The sequence below is a fragment of the Shewanella sp. 2_MG-2023 genome, assembly GCF_030548905.1.
Lineage (GTDB): Bacteria > Pseudomonadota > Gammaproteobacteria > Enterobacterales > Shewanellaceae > Shewanella > Shewanella electrodiphila.
In genome coordinates this window covers 126,563-143,181 of sequence record NZ_JAUOSO010000005.1, presented here as the reverse complement: position 1 = coordinate 143,181, position 16,619 = coordinate 126,563, and the positions used below count along the sequence as shown (strand labels likewise).

Annotated in this window: 14 protein-coding genes and 1 riboswitch; of the genes, 7 read left to right on the top strand and 7 right to left on the bottom strand. The window is 40.5% G+C overall.

What is annotated here, in order from left to right; translation table 11 throughout:
* Nucleotides 1-26: 26 nt before the first annotated feature.
* The 5 genes from Q4600_RS07180 (at nucleotide 27) to Q4600_RS07160 (ending at nucleotide 6,297) form a co-directional block, all read left to right on the top strand.
* Nucleotides 27-1,529, top strand: coding sequence for an alkaline phosphatase (locus tag Q4600_RS07180; RefSeq protein WP_303514658.1), 1,503 nt, complete (start codon nucleotides 27-29; stop codon nucleotides 1,527-1,529).
* 232 nt (nucleotides 1,530-1,761) lie between these two features.
* The gene (locus tag Q4600_RS07175; protein WP_303514660.1) at nucleotides 1,762-2,796 is read left to right on the top strand and encodes a methyltransferase; all 1,035 of its coding nucleotides are present in this window, start codon (nucleotides 1,762-1,764) and stop codon (nucleotides 2,794-2,796) included.
* A gap of 176 nt (nucleotides 2,797-2,972) precedes the next feature.
* Complete coding sequence (locus Q4600_RS07170; RefSeq protein WP_303514661.1) at nucleotides 2,973-4,640, top strand: DUF342 domain-containing protein; 1,668 nt, start codon at nucleotides 2,973-2,975, stop codon at nucleotides 4,638-4,640.
* Between the two features lie 20 nt (nucleotides 4,641-4,660).
* On the top strand, nucleotides 4,661-5,041 hold the full coding sequence (locus tag Q4600_RS07165; RefSeq protein WP_303514665.1) for a DUF4144 family protein: 381 nt from the start codon (nucleotides 4,661-4,663) through the stop codon (nucleotides 5,039-5,041).
* Between the two features lie 125 nt (nucleotides 5,042-5,166).
* Entirely contained in the window at nucleotides 5,167-6,297 is a 1,131-nt protein-coding gene (locus Q4600_RS07160) for a site-2 protease family protein (RefSeq protein WP_229368519.1), read from the top strand.
* 181 nt (nucleotides 6,298-6,478) lie between these two features.
* Here the strand turns inward: Q4600_RS07160 and Q4600_RS07155 are convergent, their stop codons facing one another.
* The 3 genes from Q4600_RS07155 to Q4600_RS07145 all read right to left on the bottom strand — a co-directional run bounded on the left by Q4600_RS07155 (nucleotide 6,479) and on the right by Q4600_RS07145 (nucleotide 10,275).
* Nucleotides 6,479-7,618 carry a succinylglutamate desuccinylase/aspartoacylase family protein gene (locus Q4600_RS07155; RefSeq protein WP_102526577.1) on the bottom strand — a complete coding sequence of 380 codons (1,140 nt, stop codon included), beginning with the start codon at nucleotides 7,616-7,618 and terminating at the stop codon, nucleotides 6,479-6,481.
* A 21-nt stretch (nucleotides 7,619-7,639) separates the two neighbouring features.
* Nucleotides 7,640-8,989 carry a lysine-sensitive aspartokinase 3 gene (gene lysC / locus Q4600_RS07150; RefSeq protein ID WP_102526578.1) on the bottom strand — a complete coding sequence of 450 codons (1,350 nt, stop codon included), beginning with the start codon at nucleotides 8,987-8,989 and terminating at the stop codon, nucleotides 7,640-7,642.
* A 141-nt stretch (nucleotides 8,990-9,130) separates the two neighbouring features.
* Nucleotides 9,131-9,307, bottom strand: a riboswitch (Lysine riboswitch).
* A gap of 533 nt (nucleotides 9,308-9,840) precedes the next feature.
* Nucleotides 9,841-10,275, bottom strand: a complete 435-nt coding sequence (locus tag Q4600_RS07145) for a DUF3293 domain-containing protein (RefSeq protein ID WP_229368516.1) — start codon at nucleotides 10,273-10,275, stop codon at nucleotides 9,841-9,843.
* Nucleotides 10,276-10,957: 682 nt separating this feature from the next.
* On the opposite strand from Q4600_RS07145, the gene arcA reads away from it, so the two are divergent.
* Entirely contained in the window at nucleotides 10,958-11,674 is a 717-nt protein-coding gene (arcA, locus tag Q4600_RS07140) for a two-component system response regulator ArcA (protein ID WP_102526580.1), read from the top strand.
* 284 nt (nucleotides 11,675-11,958) lie between these two features.
* Here arcA and Q4600_RS07135 read toward each other — a convergent pair whose 3' ends face one another.
* Nucleotides 11,959-14,235: a S9 family peptidase gene (locus Q4600_RS07135; RefSeq protein ID WP_303514672.1), complete on the bottom strand. Its 2,277-nt coding sequence runs from the start codon at nucleotides 14,233-14,235 to the stop codon at nucleotides 11,959-11,961.
* 105 nt (nucleotides 14,236-14,340) lie between these two features.
* A complete protein-coding gene (locus tag Q4600_RS07130) occupies nucleotides 14,341-14,475 on the bottom strand; it encodes a hypothetical protein (RefSeq protein ID WP_267869067.1) in 135 nt (44 codons plus the stop codon).
* Between Q4600_RS07130 and Q4600_RS07125 the strand changes: the two genes are divergently transcribed.
* Nucleotides 14,474-15,466, top strand: coding sequence for a class 1 fructose-bisphosphatase (locus tag Q4600_RS07125; protein WP_102526582.1), 993 nt, complete (start codon nucleotides 14,474-14,476; stop codon nucleotides 15,464-15,466). The two genes, Q4600_RS07130 and Q4600_RS07125, sit on opposite strands and share 2 nt — an antisense overlap.
* 93 nt (nucleotides 15,467-15,559) lie before the next feature.
* Here Q4600_RS07125 and Q4600_RS07120 read toward each other — a convergent pair whose 3' ends face one another.
* Together Q4600_RS07120 and Q4600_RS07115 are read right to left on the bottom strand one after the other, a co-directional pair.
* Nucleotides 15,560-15,772 carry a hypothetical protein gene (locus tag Q4600_RS07120; protein WP_303514681.1) on the bottom strand — a complete coding sequence of 71 codons (213 nt, stop codon included), beginning with the start codon at nucleotides 15,770-15,772 and terminating at the stop codon, nucleotides 15,560-15,562.
* Between the two features lie 33 nt (nucleotides 15,773-15,805).
* Nucleotides 15,806-16,315, bottom strand: a complete 510-nt coding sequence (locus tag Q4600_RS07115) for a thioredoxin family protein (RefSeq protein WP_303514873.1) — start codon at nucleotides 16,313-16,315, stop codon at nucleotides 15,806-15,808.
* Nucleotides 16,316-16,619: the final 304 nt, after the last annotated feature.

Below are 16,619 nucleotides of genomic sequence, written 5' to 3'. Positions count from 1 at the left end.
AACACGATAGTTTTTCAGGATTTACCATGCTAATAAGAACAACACTGAGCTTAATACTCGGGATAACCCTGTGCTTTTCAAATAGCACATTTGCTAACGAACAATTACTAGCAAAAGCTGATACTAAAGCTGAACAAACTGCATCACAGATCCAAGTGCACGTCTCTAGTGTATCGGACACTTCAATTATCAAAGCATCTGACAATGCGGCGAAAAAAGTAGATAACGAAATCGACCCAACCACATTACCTGCTGATATCGTGGCGCCTATTACCAATATCGCCAGCAAACAAGTCAGAGTATCAACAGCACCATCTAAACCTAAAAACATGGTTATTATGATTGGTGATGGCATGGGACCCGCTTATACAACTGCCTATCGTTATTTCAAAGATAACCCTGAAACAGAAGAAATAGAACAAACAGTCTTCGACCGTTTGTTGGTTGGTATGGCAAGTACCTATCCAGCTTCTGTAAGTGGCTATGTCACCGACTCAGCGGCTTCGGCGACAGCACTTGCCACTGGTTTTAAAACCTATAATGGCGCGATTTCTGTTGATGTAGAGAAGCGTCCTCTCAAATCGATAATGGAGATGGCAAAAGAGCGCGGTTTATCAACCGGCCTTGCCGTCACTAGCCAAGTGAACCACGCCACGCCTGCGGCATTTTTCGCACATAACGAGCACCGCAGAAACTATGTTGAAATAGCTGAAGCTTATTTAGATTCAGATGCAGATGTCATATTGGGCGGCGGGCAAAAATATTTCTCTGATAGCTTACTCAAGCAATTTACTAACAAAGGCTACCAACACATTACTGAATTTTCAGAGCTTGAAAACATTTCTCAACCTAAAGTCCTTGGTCTATTTGCTGAAGTGCAATTGCCTTGGGTCATTGACGATAAGCAAGGCTACAAACTCAGTACATTAACCAAAAAGTCTTTGCAGTTATTATCTCAAAATGAACAAGGCTTTGTGTTAATTGTTGAAGGCAGCCTGATTGACTGGGCAGGACACTCCAATGACATTGCGACGGCAATGGGCGAGATGGACGAGTTTGCTAACGCAATTGAAGTGGTAGAGCAATTTGTACGTGAAAGCCAAGATACCCTAATGGTCGTTACAGCCGATCATAATACCGGTGGTTTATCGATTGGTGCTAATGGTGAATATGCTTGGAAACCAGAGATACTGCATAACATTAACGCTTCACCAAACAAGATTGCAGAGCAGCTTATCGGCACTGATGATTGGCAAGCCAGTTTTAATAAATTTGTCGGCTTCGAAGCTTCTGAGCAAGAACTTAGCACTTTAGATACAGCGAGAATGCAAGGTCAAAAGCAGCTGACTAAGTCAATCATGACCATTATTGATTTACGTACTAACACTGGCTGGACTTCAGTGGGACATACTGCATCAGATGTACAAGTATTTGCTGCAGGGCCTGGTTCACGTTTATTCAGTGGTCATCAAGATAACACTGAAATCGCAACTAAAATGATGAGCTTATTACCGCAAATCTCAAACTAAACAATCACTTAATTAGATTTTTAATCAAATTAGTACTGATATTAAGAGCAACCCATTAAATCGATGAGTTGCTCTTTTTATTTGCTCACCATTTACAAGTTTTGCATCAAGAAGCACACTATTGAGTTGTACTGACGTTGCTCATTTTCAGTGAGTTTAGAGATAAACACTGCACGACTTATTTGCTATAATCCGCCAATAACTATTGGGTTAATATATTAAGGTCGATTCTGTGCTCACCAACACTTCTCAAGTTCTGCTACGAAACATTCAATTTGTCGAAAACCAGAATGTACTGATTCTAAATCATGAAGCAGATGCCTTAGCTGTTGAATTGCTGGATACTGCTAGCTCAGTGACTGCATTAGCCTTAGATTTTAATCATCATCAAACAATAGCAAAACAGACAAAAGCAAACCTACACTGTTATTTTGGCCATGACGTCCCTGTAGATGCTCAGTTACAAACTTTTGATACTGTGGTGATTTACTTCCCAAAAGCAAAAGCTCTCGCGCCATACCTTTTCCTGTTGGCTGCCAAGCACCTTAATGTTGGCGGTACACTCATTGTCATTGGGGAAAACAAAGGCGGCGTAAAGTCTCTGGCTAAATTACTACCAAACTATTATTCAACCGCGTTAAAACGCGATAATGCTCGTCATTGTTTATTGTTTGTCGCTGAACTTATACAAGCAGCACCTAAGCTGAATATTAATGACTGGGTGAGTCAATATCAGTTGGCCACACCTCAAGGTAATATCACAATCTGCAATTTAGTGGGCGTGTTTAGCGAAAAGAAACTTGATCAAGGCACAGAGCTATTGTTATCACACCTACCCGAGCTCACAGGCAGAGTACTCGACTTTGGTTGTGGCGCTGGCGTTATTAGTGCGGCGATGCTAAAGGCTAACCCGAGTCTTAATATTGATTGTATCGATATTAATGCCATGGCATTAAAAGCTTGCGAGCTGACACTTGAGGCAAATGACATGAAAGCCAATGTATATGCTTCAGATGGGTTTAAACAAATATCTGGTAAATTTGATGGCATCATCTCAAACCCACCCTTCCATGACGGTTTAGCGGCAACCACACAAATTGCTAAAGACTTCGTAAAATCAAGCGCTAACAGCCTGTCAAATAAAGGGGTTTGGCAAATCGTTGCTAACAGAAACCTCCCCTATGCAGACACAATTGCTGAAGAATTCGGACAAGTGAACGTGCCAGCTGAAAACAATAAGTACAAACTATATTTTTTTCATAAGTAACAAAGTTTTAACAGTTATTAGGTTTCTAAGAAAAATATATCATTTAGTGAAAAAACAACTGCGTTCTGACTAGTTTTTATCATAAAAAACCGCTACATTTTGTTAGTTAATAACAAGAACGTCACTAAGGCGCATTGACCTGATAACCTTCTCAGGCTATGAATAAAAGGTATTTTATGTTGGATTGGAGCTTAGCGGTTTTTAATGAAAACCAAACTCAAGTTGAGTTTCGTGTTATCCCCAACACTCATGGGCCAGTGTCTGAAGACGATGTCAGTAAACTGCTAACTCAACCTGAGTTTGCCATGCTGCGCCCCATGCAGCACAACATTCATAATGCTGTTGCCGAAATCAATGCGCTATGTGGTCAAGATAACGGTCAACATGAGTTATTTTTTGTTATTGCTGAGCGTGCTGATGGCAAAGTCATCATAGATATAAACGAAGATAAAATGTCTGCCTCGATGACGTTAGAAGCTGCTTGGGGCGGCAAAGATCCATCACTGCCAATGATCCTCAACGGACTTAAATCTTACAAAGTAAAAATGGGCTTAAGTAAGCCGAAAATTCAATCTCTTATTCAGCAATTAGCCATTCTTCCCCCAGGTGAGTCTTGTGACAGTGTTATCGCCGTCGGTAAATTACCCGCCAACGGTATTAATGCTAGCTTGAGTAGAAAAGTTCCACTTGCTCGTGAGCGATTATTGCAACCACAAGAGCGTGAAGACGGCTCGGTAGATATGCGTAACCTAGGCGCCATGATAATGGTTAAACCTGGTGATGTATTAATGGTTAAAACGCCTGCAACTTCTGGCACTGCTGGATATAACATCCATGGTGAAGCCATATTACAGGTTGAAGGAAAAGATCTGTCGATGCAGCCTGGTAGTGGCACAGAAATCGACCCTGAAGATCCATATAAACTGATCGCTACGGTGGCAGGTCAGCCTGTTGAAAACAAAAAAGGTATGCAAGTCGATGACGTGCTGCAAATTAAAGATGTCGACGTAAAGTATGGTCATGTTGATTTTGAAGGCAGTATTTTAATCACAGGTGACGTTCATGAAGGTATGAAAGTAAAAAGCAGTGGTGACATTACGGTCATGGGCTTTGTTGAATCAGCAACCTTAGAAGCCGATGGTGATGTTATTGTCAGCAAAGGCATTATTGGCAGGCAGATTAAAGAACATGAACTCAGTAATAACATCACAGCGCAAGGGCAAATTTGTGCTCAGTTCGTACAATATTCAAATTTAACTGCCCACAGTGATATTTTAGTGACTAAGCAACTTCTGCATAGTCATTCGCAATCGGATAGCGTTATTACTGTCAGCGATCCTAGCGCAAAGCGCGGTGATTTAGTTGGCGGTAGAGCAACCGCTAAAAAAGGCATTAAAGCTGTCGCCTTTGGTGCAACCGCAGGCACAAAAACAGAACTTTATTGCGCTATGCACCAAGCAGAGCTTAGAGCAGAAGTTAAAGAGTGCGATGCTAAAGCGAAAAAATTAGTTGTGATGGGGCTTGATATCGAAGCTCGGCTCAGAAAACTTCCGCCTAAATCAGAATGGCAAACTGACGCTGGCATGATAGAGCAAGTGAAAATGATGCTCGATGAAAAGAAAGAAGTCGCGAATAACCGTGCTAAAGCAGAGTCTGAGTGTAAACAGTTACAACAAGAGGTCGGAGGTTATTACAGCAAGCACTTTATTCAAGCTGAACAGCATATTTTCTCCAATGTCGAAATCCATATTGGCCCTGCTCAAAATCGAACCCAAAGAGAGCATGGACCTTGTCAGATTAAAAACCTTCATAATGAAATCAGTTTTGATTACGGTAGCCATTAAAACTGATGGTGATAAATGCTATGGATAACATTTGTTGGCCTGCAATTATCAAGCAACAAGAAAGTGAAGAGCTGATTTATCTAGCCAGTGAGAGAGATTGGCTAGAGTTTTGTTGCTTGCAACCACACATCTATGATCACCAAGATCAGCTATTAGACACTGCAGGGCTAACCTTTAATATTGTTATCGAACCGACGATAGACTCAAGCTTGATGCAGGTACCACAACCCACAGCGGAATTACCTCAACTTGAAATAAGCCAACACCCTATCGATATTGTCAGTTTTATCCATTTGGTTCGACAACACGCAGTATTAAACGGCCATTGCTGTAGCGCTAAAATTGTTTTTAGTGATATAAAGCAAGGGATTGAAGCTGTCGCTTATCTTGAATCTATTTAGCTTGAGTCGCCTTTGCCTATCAGGCAGAATGCCTAGCGTTTTTAATAATTGCATCGAACAATGTATCAATTAAATCACACCACCAATCATCAACTTCTCATCATAACAATGGAACAGCTAAATTTATGGAACTGCTGAATATAGAATGCCTTGGTAAACGCCTACGATTAGAAGGCTCCATGGCGGGCTGGCAACAACTATATTGGGACAATCAATTAGTCTCGCAAAAGTCAGCATCTGTAGATAATCAGGCTTTTAACATACATGAGTTTGAGTTATCACGGCCCGCTTCCATGCAAACATCGAGCACTGATGATGTCATTACAGAAGCCAGTAGAAACATCATAAAAGTCCGTCTCGAAGCCGATGTGCAATGGCAGCCGTTTCTCATAAACTATGTAGTGCTCGTCGATAAAGACACCATTGCTGAAGGACAACGTAATACCAAGGATATTGAACAACAAGTTCCTGAAGTTGCCCCAGTAAAAAAACAACAATTCAGTATGGTGGGATTGGCATCTTTAGGATTTAAATTACTTAAAAGTGCCAAAGTGGTTAAAGCGATGCTGGCAGCTGCGAGTGTTGCTGCCTATTCGTGGCTTTTTTCAATCGAGTTTGCCTTGGCATTAATCGCTTGTTTGGTTATCCATGAGTACGGTCATATCAAGGCAATGAAACACTTTGGCATGAAGACTAAAGGCATCTATCTCATCCCATTCATGGGTGGTTTAGCGGTCAGTGACGAGCGCATTAATACCCGTTGGCAAAATGTAGTGATATCTATCATGGGGCCCACATTTGGCTTAATAATGTCGATAGGTTGCATGATAGCTTACTGGGTCACTGGCAATATATTCTTCGCTGGCCTCGCTAGTTTTAACGCCTTACTAAACCTGTTTAATTTACTACCAATTTTACCTTTAGATGGCGGTCATATTTTAAAAAGCATTACCTTTTCGATGAACAGCATGGTCGGGCTTATCGCCTGTATGGCTGGCGCAGCAATCGGTGTGTTCATCAGTTACAGTTTAGGTTTAGCATTACTTGGTTTCTTGTTATTAATCGGTAGCCTAGAAATTGTGTTTGAATGGAAAACCCGCCATCAAAGTCATTTATTACCGTTAGATAGATACGGCCAGATATTTTCTACGATTTGGTATTTTTTAACTGTGGGTATTTTGATTGGAATTATCTGGTACTTTGCAGGCTCTGGTGATGACATGCTGGCTATGCCACTTGAAATATTGAAGAGTTAACAAGAATTAAAGTGGGTTATTTCGAAAGTTTAACCCACTTACCTTACGCAGTTTATATTTGGTATTGAGTGTCCCAAATGATAGCTAAGTTCTAGTCCTAAGTTCTAAGTTCTAAGCACTACGCCCTAAGCCTAAGCCTAAGCTCTAAGCTCTAAACTCTAAACCCAGGAAAAATCATACATCATTTAATCTCAAACACATTCGTCATCACTTTATACAGCTCAGTACCTTGATGCACTGATGCCGAAGCAAAGTGCAAAACAGGCACGCAATCACAAGGTAAACTCACTGACGTTAACGCTTGTTCTGAGCCATATTGATCAAGTCTTAATAGGGTAACTAACGACTCACCTGCTGCCAGCGGCTTGCCCACTTCTGCACAATATTCTACTAATCCCGCTTTTGGTGCATGAAACTTTTTGTAATCTTTCAAATAACAGCCCCAGCGCGGCATCTCAGCTGGTAGCACTTTCTCTTCAATCACACCTCGGTGACTCAAATAAGCCAAAATTCCTAGCGCATCTTCTTTAGCGTCGGCCATATCAATGCGCTCTTGGCTAGCCAGTTCTAAGGTAAATGCGGCAACCGGTACATCAAAATGACGTTGTTGGGTGGCGCAATATTGTTGAAGCTGCCACCATGGATAAAAAGCGGCTTCGTCCATCGCACCGCCAAATTCATTTGGAATTATCAATGAAAAGGGAATAGAGAAGAATCCAGCGGCTTCAACATCATATTCAGGACAATATAAATGTTTGGCTGATTTCGGACCAGTATGTAAATCTAATACAATATCAGCGTCGTGGGCCATTGATTGCAAGCTAACCGCAAGGCGGTGTCCTGTGCTTATGCCCCAAGTATTGGCGATACGTTGTTGACAGCTACGGGTTAATAATTCACGAAAAGCCACGACTAACTCAGCATCTGATAATCCTTGGTTTAGTTCAAACCATTGAGGAATATTGCTAATAATATCAGCATGTTCATAATATTCACGATTCCAATTGACCCCAGTGATCGGGTCAAACCGCCCCAGGGTAAACTCGCCACTTTTTTGGTTTATACCTAGTGGGTTAGCAAGTGGAAGACAGCGAATATCACCTAAAATAGTGTATGATTCTAGCAAGGTCATTAGCTGATAAATAACCGCATTACCTTGTACTTCTGCGCCATGAACATTTGCTTGAATGTACACAGAAGGCGCAGCGCTATCGCTTCCTTTAAAACTAAACAAAGGCGCTGTAAGCGCTTGACCAGTGGCCAATTCTCCCAACTCAACTTGCGAAGTCAGTGCTTTAGAAGTACCGGTTGATGCTGTCATTTTTAACCTTATTGGCATTACTTATTCAAATAGATTTTGATGCAATGAATTTACTACATCTGCCGCTTCTGATTCAGCCACTAACACACATAAGTTGTGTGGGCTCGCGCCTTGACAGATCATGCGAACATTATGGTTTTCTAGTACTGAGAATACACGACTACATATGCCAGCTGTTGAAGCGATTTTATTACCAATAATCGCGACTAAAGCGAGATTATCTTCTACTCTAACTCGGCAATGCTGTGATAACTCTTGCAATAACGACTCACTTAATAAGCCTTGACCGCTTGAATCTGAACCGGTTTTATCCAGTGTCAGCGAGACATTAACTTCTGATGTGGTAATTAAATCAACAGAGATTTTATGCTTAGCAAGCGTTGCGAAGGTTTCCGCTAAAAAGCCCTGAGCATGTAGCATTTGTAAGCTATGTAAATTTAGTAATGTTTGATCACGTCTTAAAGCAACGGCGCGAAAAACAGGGACCTCTTCAACTTGATGACGGATCCAGGTTCCGCCCTGCTCAGGTGCTTTACTTGAACCTACAAAGACTTGAATTTTTTGACGAACAGCAGGAAGAATAGTCGCAGGATGCAATACTTTGGCGCCAAAAGTCGCCATTTCAGCGGCTTCATTAAAGCTGATTTCAGGGATCGGTCTAGCATTAGGGGCCAAACGAGGGTCAGTAGTATAAATACCAGCAACATCAGTCCAAATCTCTACCGCATCAGCTTTAAGCGCTTCAGCCAATAAAGCTGCTGAATAATCACTGCCACCACGGCCTAATGTTGTCGTGTGCCCTTCACTGTCTGCACCAATAAACCCTTGAGTTACAATGACCTGTTCATTTAAAAGCGGCGCTAAATGTTCAGCGGCTAAAGAAGCAATACTCTCTATCTGTGGCTCTGCACGGCCAAAGTGACTATCGGTTCTCAGTACTTGTCTTACATCAAATGCACTCGAAGGCGTGCCTTTTTGGCGAATAACTGCTGAAAATAACAATGAAGAACATTGCTCACCCATTGAGAGTAACTCATCAATAATGGCTTTGCTTCTATCTAGCACTAACGCATCACTAAGTACTGACATTCTACTGAGTAGCTTATCAATTGTTGCCGCCACATCTTGTGGGCGCTCTAGCTTATCAACAATGTCATATTGAACTTGGGCAATTTGAGTCAACAAAGCCATACGGCGTTGGTCATTTACGTTGGCTTGAGTCAACTCAACCAGTAAATTAGTCACGCCACTTGAGGCACTCACGACAACAACACGAGTATTAGAATTAGCAAGAATGATACCTGCACAGCGATTCATTGCAGAAAAATCGGCAACCGATGTGCCTCCAAATTTAGCAACAACTAAACTCATGACAGCACCTCAGCAATAGGCTGACTAGCATTTACAGATTGAACAATAAGATTTAAAAACATGATTACGCTCCGAACTTACTTCGTTCGAAGAGCCTGGTGCAGTGATAACGCACCCTTAGAGAAGGGAAACAGCAATCTTTTCACCAGAAGCTCTCCACCAATTAATAGGTGACAATCGTTAGGATTCAGCCTAATCGACCGATATGAAGTTAAACCAATCACTTCGAATATCTCGGCGCTAATCTCCCTCATAAGTCATCATCGGAATAGGTTTTCCTCAGACTCACTACCTAGCTAACGCTCCTCTTCTGTTTCTCCCAATGGAAGAAAGTGAAAAATACCAATAAATGACCATCTAAGTCAATTCAGACTTGTAATAAAGTTACTAAATAACAGAATACTGAAAATACGACATTTAAATGCTTAATCAAACAGGAGAGCTTTTTTGAAGGAATTGATAAGATAAATACTTAAATTACAGCAACAAAGAAGAATACAAAAAACAATCTAATGGATAGTTGAAGCAAATATTATACATCTGCAATAACAAAAATAGCGATTACTGCTCAATGATGTCTTAAAAGGGTTTATATACCTCGCCAATGAATACGTATTTTCAATGCAATTGTGAACCGTCAGTAAGTGATAAATAGTTAGCTCTACAATCCGCTTTCAGAATGAAGCTGTTATTCAACCTTAATCTGCTCTTGCTAGAATAAAACCTACATAAAGATACCATTAACGACTTCTGGGCAGAGATCTCACCTTAATCAACAATACCTAATTAACAATACCTAATTAACAATACCTAATTAACAACAATACTTAATTAGCAATAATATCTAAAAATTACTCGTGCAAATCTGGTAGTTCATTCACTAGCTGGGTACGTGTTGTAAAGTCGCCAATCATCACTTCATCATCTGGCGCATCTCCGCAAGCCACTAGAGACAATAAACCTTGGTTCACATAATAAATCGCATGTTGTTTGAACTCTCGCCCTAATTCTAACGCCTGCTGTTTATCAATAAAGACTGCCCAGCTTTTTTCCATATGCGATAAATCAGGAGCTGCGCCAATAAGTGAACGATATGGACTGTTATATTGTTCAATTTTTCGCTGTAAACGACGGTCTAATAACCGATTTTGGCAAGGAGTGAGCACACTACCAAGAGGATTGTGTGCGGTGACAATGGCGAAAGGAATATCATTAGATAAGCGCTGCGTGAGTAAAAATTGTGTTCCTTGATACTTGTGCCAAAGGCTATCAATTAAATTATCCATTATCTAATATTCTCTGTTAATCCCAGTTAAGTGTAGCAAACCCTTATTCACGCTCATAGTCCATGTGATGCAAGTCACAAGAACAATAATTAAATTAAACAGCAAAATCAAAGGCTTATTAAAAAATTCAATTTTGTAACAATTCTAATGCGTAAATTTGTTAACATTTCATTTGTTAACAAATGCCTAAAACGAGTACAATAATCACCACTAGCTAGATTTTGCTACATAACTATAAGTTGTGGCACAAGCTGTTACATTTATCGGTACATTTTTTCACCATTAAATAATCAAGCTTGAGCATTTTGTTCTACATTTTTAGATAACATTAAATATAGAACATTATTAAATTGCCAAGGAACTTTTATGAGCAATTTAATCTCATAGTGTAACGAATCATTGTTTTAATAGATCTTTAGACTGATTGTGAGTGAGTTAAGACTCAGCATACAATGAGAATATGGATTTTTTATGATCACATTTATGTCACGTATGTCTCTTTTAATAATGTATTAAGCTGAGTGTATATAATGTAGCTAGTCATGAAGCGTGTTTTGTTCAGGGCAGACATAGATAAACACCTATCGTGAAATTTATAAATTATCGGCGTTTCATTAATAAACACGCCAACGCCCTAGTGCAACATGACTAGAATCAATTGTTTTTAATTTAGGTAAATAACATGCAAAACCCACACATTCTTATTGTTGAAGATGAAGCTGTAACCCGTAATACACTGCGTAGTATTTTTGAAGCAGAAGGGTATGTAGTAACTGAAGCAAACGATGGCGCAGAAATGCATAAAGCCATGCAGGATAATAAGATTAATCTTGTTGTTATGGATATCAATCTTCCTGGTAAAAACGGTTTATTGTTAGCTCGTGAGCTTCGTGAAATTAACAATATCGGCCTTATCTTCTTAACTGGTCGTGACAACGAAGTTGACAAAATTCTTGGTCTTGAAATTGGCGCTGATGACTACATCACTAAGCCATTCAACCCACGTGAATTAACTATCCGTGCTCGCAACTTATTAACTCGCGTTAATAGTGCTGGTGCAGAAATCGAAGAAAAAGGTTCTGTAGAATTCTACCGTTTCAATGGTTGGAGCTTAGAAATCAACAGCCGTTCTTTAGTAAGCCCACAAGGTGAATCTTATAAGCTTCCACGCAGTGAATTCCGCGCGATGCTTCACTTTGTAGAAAACCCAGGCAAAATCTTAACTCGTGCTGACTTGTTAATGAAGATGACTGGCCGTGAGCTTAAGCCACATGACCGTACTGTTGACGTAACCATTCGTCGCATCCGTAAGCATTTCGAAAGCTTACCTGATACGCCAGAAATCATCGCGACTATCCACGGTGAAGGCTATCGTTTTTGCGGTAACTTAGAAGATTAATTTTCGCTTATAGCGGAAATAAAAAAAGCCAAGTCGATGACTTGGCTTTTTTATTGGCTGTAATTCAGCTTAACGGACAAACTATATTACGAATATTCTTTGGCTAAAGCTCAATCTCGAAACGAAGGGGTAAGCTACGTTTTAAATACCGAGACGTTACTTCTTATGAATGTAGTTTAACTGATCGAATTATTTACGCCTTTTGTCTTTAAACAATTCAATTAAGCTCATTAAACACAAAGCCCCCGCTATCACATTGAGGGCTATTAGTACCGCTACCGTCATTACTTCAACTCATTTTCCAAGAAAGCAGCCAATGACTTATAAAGGTGATTTCTAACTTTTTCACCACGCATTGAATGTTTCGAACCTGGATAATCCATCATCTGAAATAATTTACCTTCATCCTGCAAGGCTTTATAAACGCGAGTGCTGTTTTCAAACAACACATTATCGTCAGCCATGCCGTGATACATCATCAATCCTGATTGATAATTTTTCACATAAGGTAAAACACTACTGGCATCATAACCTGTTTGATTTCTTTCAGGATGACCCATGTAACGTTCTGTGTAATGCGTATCATATAAACGCCAATCTGTGACCGGTGCGCCAGATATTGCAGCCTTAAAATAATCAGGTGCTTTAAATTGCGCCATCAATGCCATGTAACCGCCATAGCTATGACCATAAATCGCAATATTGTTTCCATCGATATAAGGCAGACTACGTAAATGATCTACGCCCACTTTCTGATCTTCGACTTCTGCATCGCCCATGTTTTGGAAAATAACATATTCAAACTCAGTACCACGGTGCGCAGAGCCACGATTATCTAATTGAAATACCGCAAAACCTTGTTGCAGTAGATACTGAGTAAAGTAATCCGCTTCGCTCCAACTATTCACCACTAATTGCGCATGTGGACCGCCATAAACGCGAACAACAACAGGGTATTTCTTACTGTCATCAAATGGTACAGGTTTAAATAAACGATATTGCAGTGCTTGGCCGTCTTCAGCTTTTAGCTCTCCAAACTCAGGCATTTGCCAAAGACCCGCAAAGTCATACAAAGGGTGTGACTGATTAACTTCATTTTGCTCAACCCAAGCTAATTGCTTACCTTTTTCATCGTGTAAGCTCACTTGTGGCGGCTGACTTAGGCTATTAAAGTAATCTAAGTAAACAGGTTTATTATCTGCAAATACCGCAGAATGCATGCCGTTACGGCTGGAGAGTTTTTCGATTTCGCCACCAGCTAATGGCACTCGGTATAAATGACGTTCAACTACAGAATCTTTACGACCAGAGAAATAAACCCATCCTGCTTTTTCATCAACTAACTCAAGCGCATCAACCGCCCAATCACCTTGGGTTAATTGCTTTAATACTTTGCCATTTACATCGAACAAATAAAGGTGGTTAAAACCATCACGTTCTGACGCCCAAATAAATGACTTTTGCTGTTTTAAAAACTGTAAATCATCATTGAGGTTAACCCAAGCTTCGCTTCGTTCAGCCACTACCGTTTTTGCAGGGTTATTGCTTTTAACATCTACAATGCGTAAATCAAGCGCTTGCTGATCGCGGCTTTGCCACTGAAATGATAAATGCTGACTATCAGGTAGCCATTTGACTCGCGGCAAATAAATATCTTTGTCTTTACCTAAATCGATCCATGAAACTTGTTGCTCTTTTCCTTCTTTGGCAAGCGTAATCACGCCTAACTCTATTTCAACGTTTGTTTTACCCGCATATGGGTAACGCTGCTCGGTGAGTTTAATCCCGTCTGCATAAATTTCATTACGTGTGACTAATTCAACGCCTGACTCATCAATACGAGTAAACGCGATAGATGACTCGTCTGGCGACCACCAATAACCTGTCATACGGCCCATTTCTTCCTGGGCGACAAATTCTGCCATACCATTTTTAATCGGACCTTTGCCATCAAAGGTCAACTGAGTCAGTTTTGAGCTAGCGAGTTCTAGTACATAAATGTTTTGTTCGCGCACAAAAGATACATACTTACCTTTTGGCGATAGTCGCGCATCAGTAACGAAACCTTCGCCAGTATCAAGCTCCACCGCTTTGTTATCAGCAATGGTAAAATAATATAAAGTGCCAGCAGCTGGGATCAATAATGCTTCGCTGTTATCAGCCCAGAAGTACTCCATGATCCCTTGACCATAAATACGTTGGCGCTCGCGGCGTGCTTTTTCTTCATCTGATAATTCACCCGAAGCTAATTTATCGGCATTGAGTAAAATACTGCGCTTTGCCGTTGCAATGTCCATTTGCCATAAATCGTAGAAGTGTTGATTATCTTCACGACTTGCAAGGTATGTCACCAATCTACCATCTGGAGACAACTTCAGTCCTCTAGGGCTTGCACCAGCTAAGGCTGGCGAAGCATGAATTCGTTCAATAGTAAGCGGAGTGTTATTACCTGTCATATTCATTGTTGAGGCCAATACGTAGGTCGAGAAAAGAGAACTAGTCATTACTAGCGGAATTACGGATAACACTGAAAGTGCCGTAGATTTCCATTTCGTCATCATGGTCATTCCTTACAAAAAATGATGGTGTAAATTTCTTATTGTTATTATTTTCAATTTAACCAAATACCAACCTAAAGTAGGTATTTTGCGTGAGTTTATAACAAATCAGTCCGAAGTCATATATTGCTCATCTTTTTCACGCTGTAATGTCACCCGAACTAAGGTATTATCTGTGGCAATAAAATAGAACATTAACCACTGGTTACCGACCTTAACCTCTACTGTCTTAGGAACAAGCATGCAAACTTTGACACAAACCCTTACAAAACAAGCTGTATCAGAATCTCTTTCACAATTAATTTTGAGCTTAGCTGACTGTTCAAAAGAAATTAGCCAAGCAGTTCGCCATGGCGCACTAGCAGGCGTTTTAGGTGCAACTGAACAAGAGAATGTCCAAGGCGAAACACAGAAGAAACTCGACGTTATCACCAACGATATGCTCAAAGATGCACTCAAAGCCGAAGGTAATGTGCGTGGTCTAGCATCTGAAGAAGAAGACTATGTGGTTGAAGTGAATAAGCAAGGTGAATACCTTGTGTGTTTTGATCCATTAGATGGTTCTTCAAACATTGATATTAATTCTTTGGTAGGCACTATTTTCTCAGTACTACCAGCACAAGCTGGTGAGTTAACTGAAAACAGCTTTTTACAAAATGGTCGTCAGCAAGTTGCTGCTGGTTATGTTCTATATGGCCCATCAACCATGATGGCATTAACGACAGGTAATGGCACTCAACTTTATACTCTAGACCCTGATACTAATGAATTCTTGTTAACAGATCCGAGTGTTAGCATCAGCCAAGACACTGCTGAGTTTGCCATCAATATGTCAAACCAACGTTTTTGGGAAGCGCCAATGCAAACTTACATTAGCGATTTGTTGCTAGGTAAAATTGGCACTCGTGAGAAGTCTTTCAATATGCGCTGGATTGCAGCCATGGTGGGTGATGTACATCGCGTGTTATGTCGTGGTGGTATCTTTATGTATCCAACCGATAACAAGAACCCTGAGAAGCCGTATAAGCTACGTTTGATGTATGAAGCTAACCCAATGGCATTATTAGTAGAACAAGCCGGTGGTAAAGCCTCAACTGGTTATGGTGACATCTTAGATATTGAACCAGAAGCCATTCACCAACGTGTAGCGGTAATTTTAGGATCAGCTAACGAAGTTGAAACTTGCTTAAGCTATCACGGTCTTGATTACAGTAGTGAACCTGAAATCAGCTAAGCTGCTTATTTTAAACCTCATCTTTTAAGTGAGGTTTAACTAAAAAACCGCCAGTTGGCGGTTTTTTTTTATTTCGAGTGTTAGGCCCGGTTATTACTGCCAGCTAAAAAGAGCATAATCGGGCAAATTCAATTTTGCTGCAGGATCTTCGGCTAACTTTAGTTTCATTGCGACAATATCCTTTTGTAATTGCGTGCGAAATTGCCACACTTCAGTGGCGACAGCTTGCAACTCATCCGACTTATCTACACTCCCCTCTCGCACCGCAGCCCAAATCGGTCTTAAATGATCAAAGCCCTGCTTCATTTTCGCCACATTTTTTTCGGTAAATTGATCAATTTACGCAGAGCTATGTAATGGCGCGACAGGTTGGCTACCAATACTTGAAAAGAACGCTAGATAATCATCCATGGGAACACTGTCAGCACTTTGCCATTTAGATAAGTTTACCTCATTGAGGAGTTGACTGGTTTCAGGATTAATCACCATCACTGTCGGCGTGCCAAAGTAGGCAGGATAGGCATATTTTTGAGGTAAATAATGTAAGTCATCAAAGTAGCCCACATCAATAAACACAGTTTCAAAGCGATCGGATAGTATGGTTTGCATTTGATTTGTCGAAAACTTAGCAGCAAGACCACGGCTGTCATGGCACCACTGTGCGCCCATCACCACCAATAACAATTTACCATTTGCTTGAGCAGTAGATTGAGCCGATGCTACTCGCTCCATATCATTATCATGAGCAATAAACGTATATTGTGGCAGTACTTCACCATGATGCGTCGTTGACTGACATCCCATCAATAACATTAATGGTATTAAAATAAATCCAATCCCTAATTTCACGTAACCTTCCCTCTTGATTTTTATTCTCGTTATCTTAGGGCCTGTTGATCTTTCAAGGTTATTTTTGCAGCGAATTGTTGGCCATTTATGCAAGGCAGAGACTTTGTAGTGTAGTTATTCTACATAAAAAGTCGATAACGCAGTAAAAATGACCAACAAACGCTGCCCAAAGGGGTCGACTAAAAGCGTTTTACTCTTTGTTGGATGCATCTTTGCCAATAAAAGGGGCTTAGATGACTAGGCATCAATCCATCCGCCTCAATTAAAACGCTTTTACTTCGAACAAAACTTAACCAGCAAAGAT

Coding starts and splice junctions, on each gene's coding strand:
- Q4600_RS07180 (WP_303514658.1), top strand. CDS start 27: ATGCTAATAAGAACAACACTGAGCTTAATACTCGGGATAACCCTGTGC.
- Q4600_RS07170 (WP_303514661.1), top strand. CDS start 2,973: ATGTTGGATTGGAGCTTAGCGGTTTTTAATGAAAACCAAACTCAAGTT.
- Q4600_RS07165 (WP_303514665.1), top strand. CDS start 4,661: ATGGATAACATTTGTTGGCCTGCAATTATCAAGCAACAAGAAAGTGAA.
- Q4600_RS07160 (WP_229368519.1), top strand. CDS start 5,167: ATGGAACTGCTGAATATAGAATGCCTTGGTAAACGCCTACGATTAGAA.
- Q4600_RS07155 (WP_102526577.1), bottom strand. CDS start 7,618: ATGACAGCATCAACCGGTACTTCTAAAGCACTGACTTCGCAAGTTGAG.
- lysC (WP_102526578.1), bottom strand. CDS start 8,989: ATGAGTTTAGTTGTTGCTAAATTTGGAGGCACATCGGTTGCCGATTTT.
- Q4600_RS07145 (WP_229368516.1), bottom strand. CDS start 10,275: ATGGATAATTTAATTGATAGCCTTTGGCACAAGTATCAAGGAACACAA.
- arcA (WP_102526580.1), top strand. CDS start 10,958: ATGCAAAACCCACACATTCTTATTGTTGAAGATGAAGCTGTAACCCGT.
- Q4600_RS07135 (WP_303514672.1), bottom strand. CDS start 14,235: ATGATGACGAAATGGAAATCTACGGCACTTTCAGTGTTATCCGTAATT.
- Q4600_RS07125 (WP_102526582.1), top strand. CDS start 14,474: ATGCAAACTTTGACACAAACCCTTACAAAACAAGCTGTATCAGAATCT.
- Q4600_RS07130 (WP_267869067.1), bottom strand. CDS start 14,475: ATGCTTGTTCCTAAGACAGTAGAGGTTAAGGTCGGTAACCAGTGGTTA.
- Q4600_RS07120 (WP_303514681.1), bottom strand. CDS start 15,772: ATGAAGCAGGGCTTTGATCATTTAAGACCGATTTGGGCTGCGGTGCGA.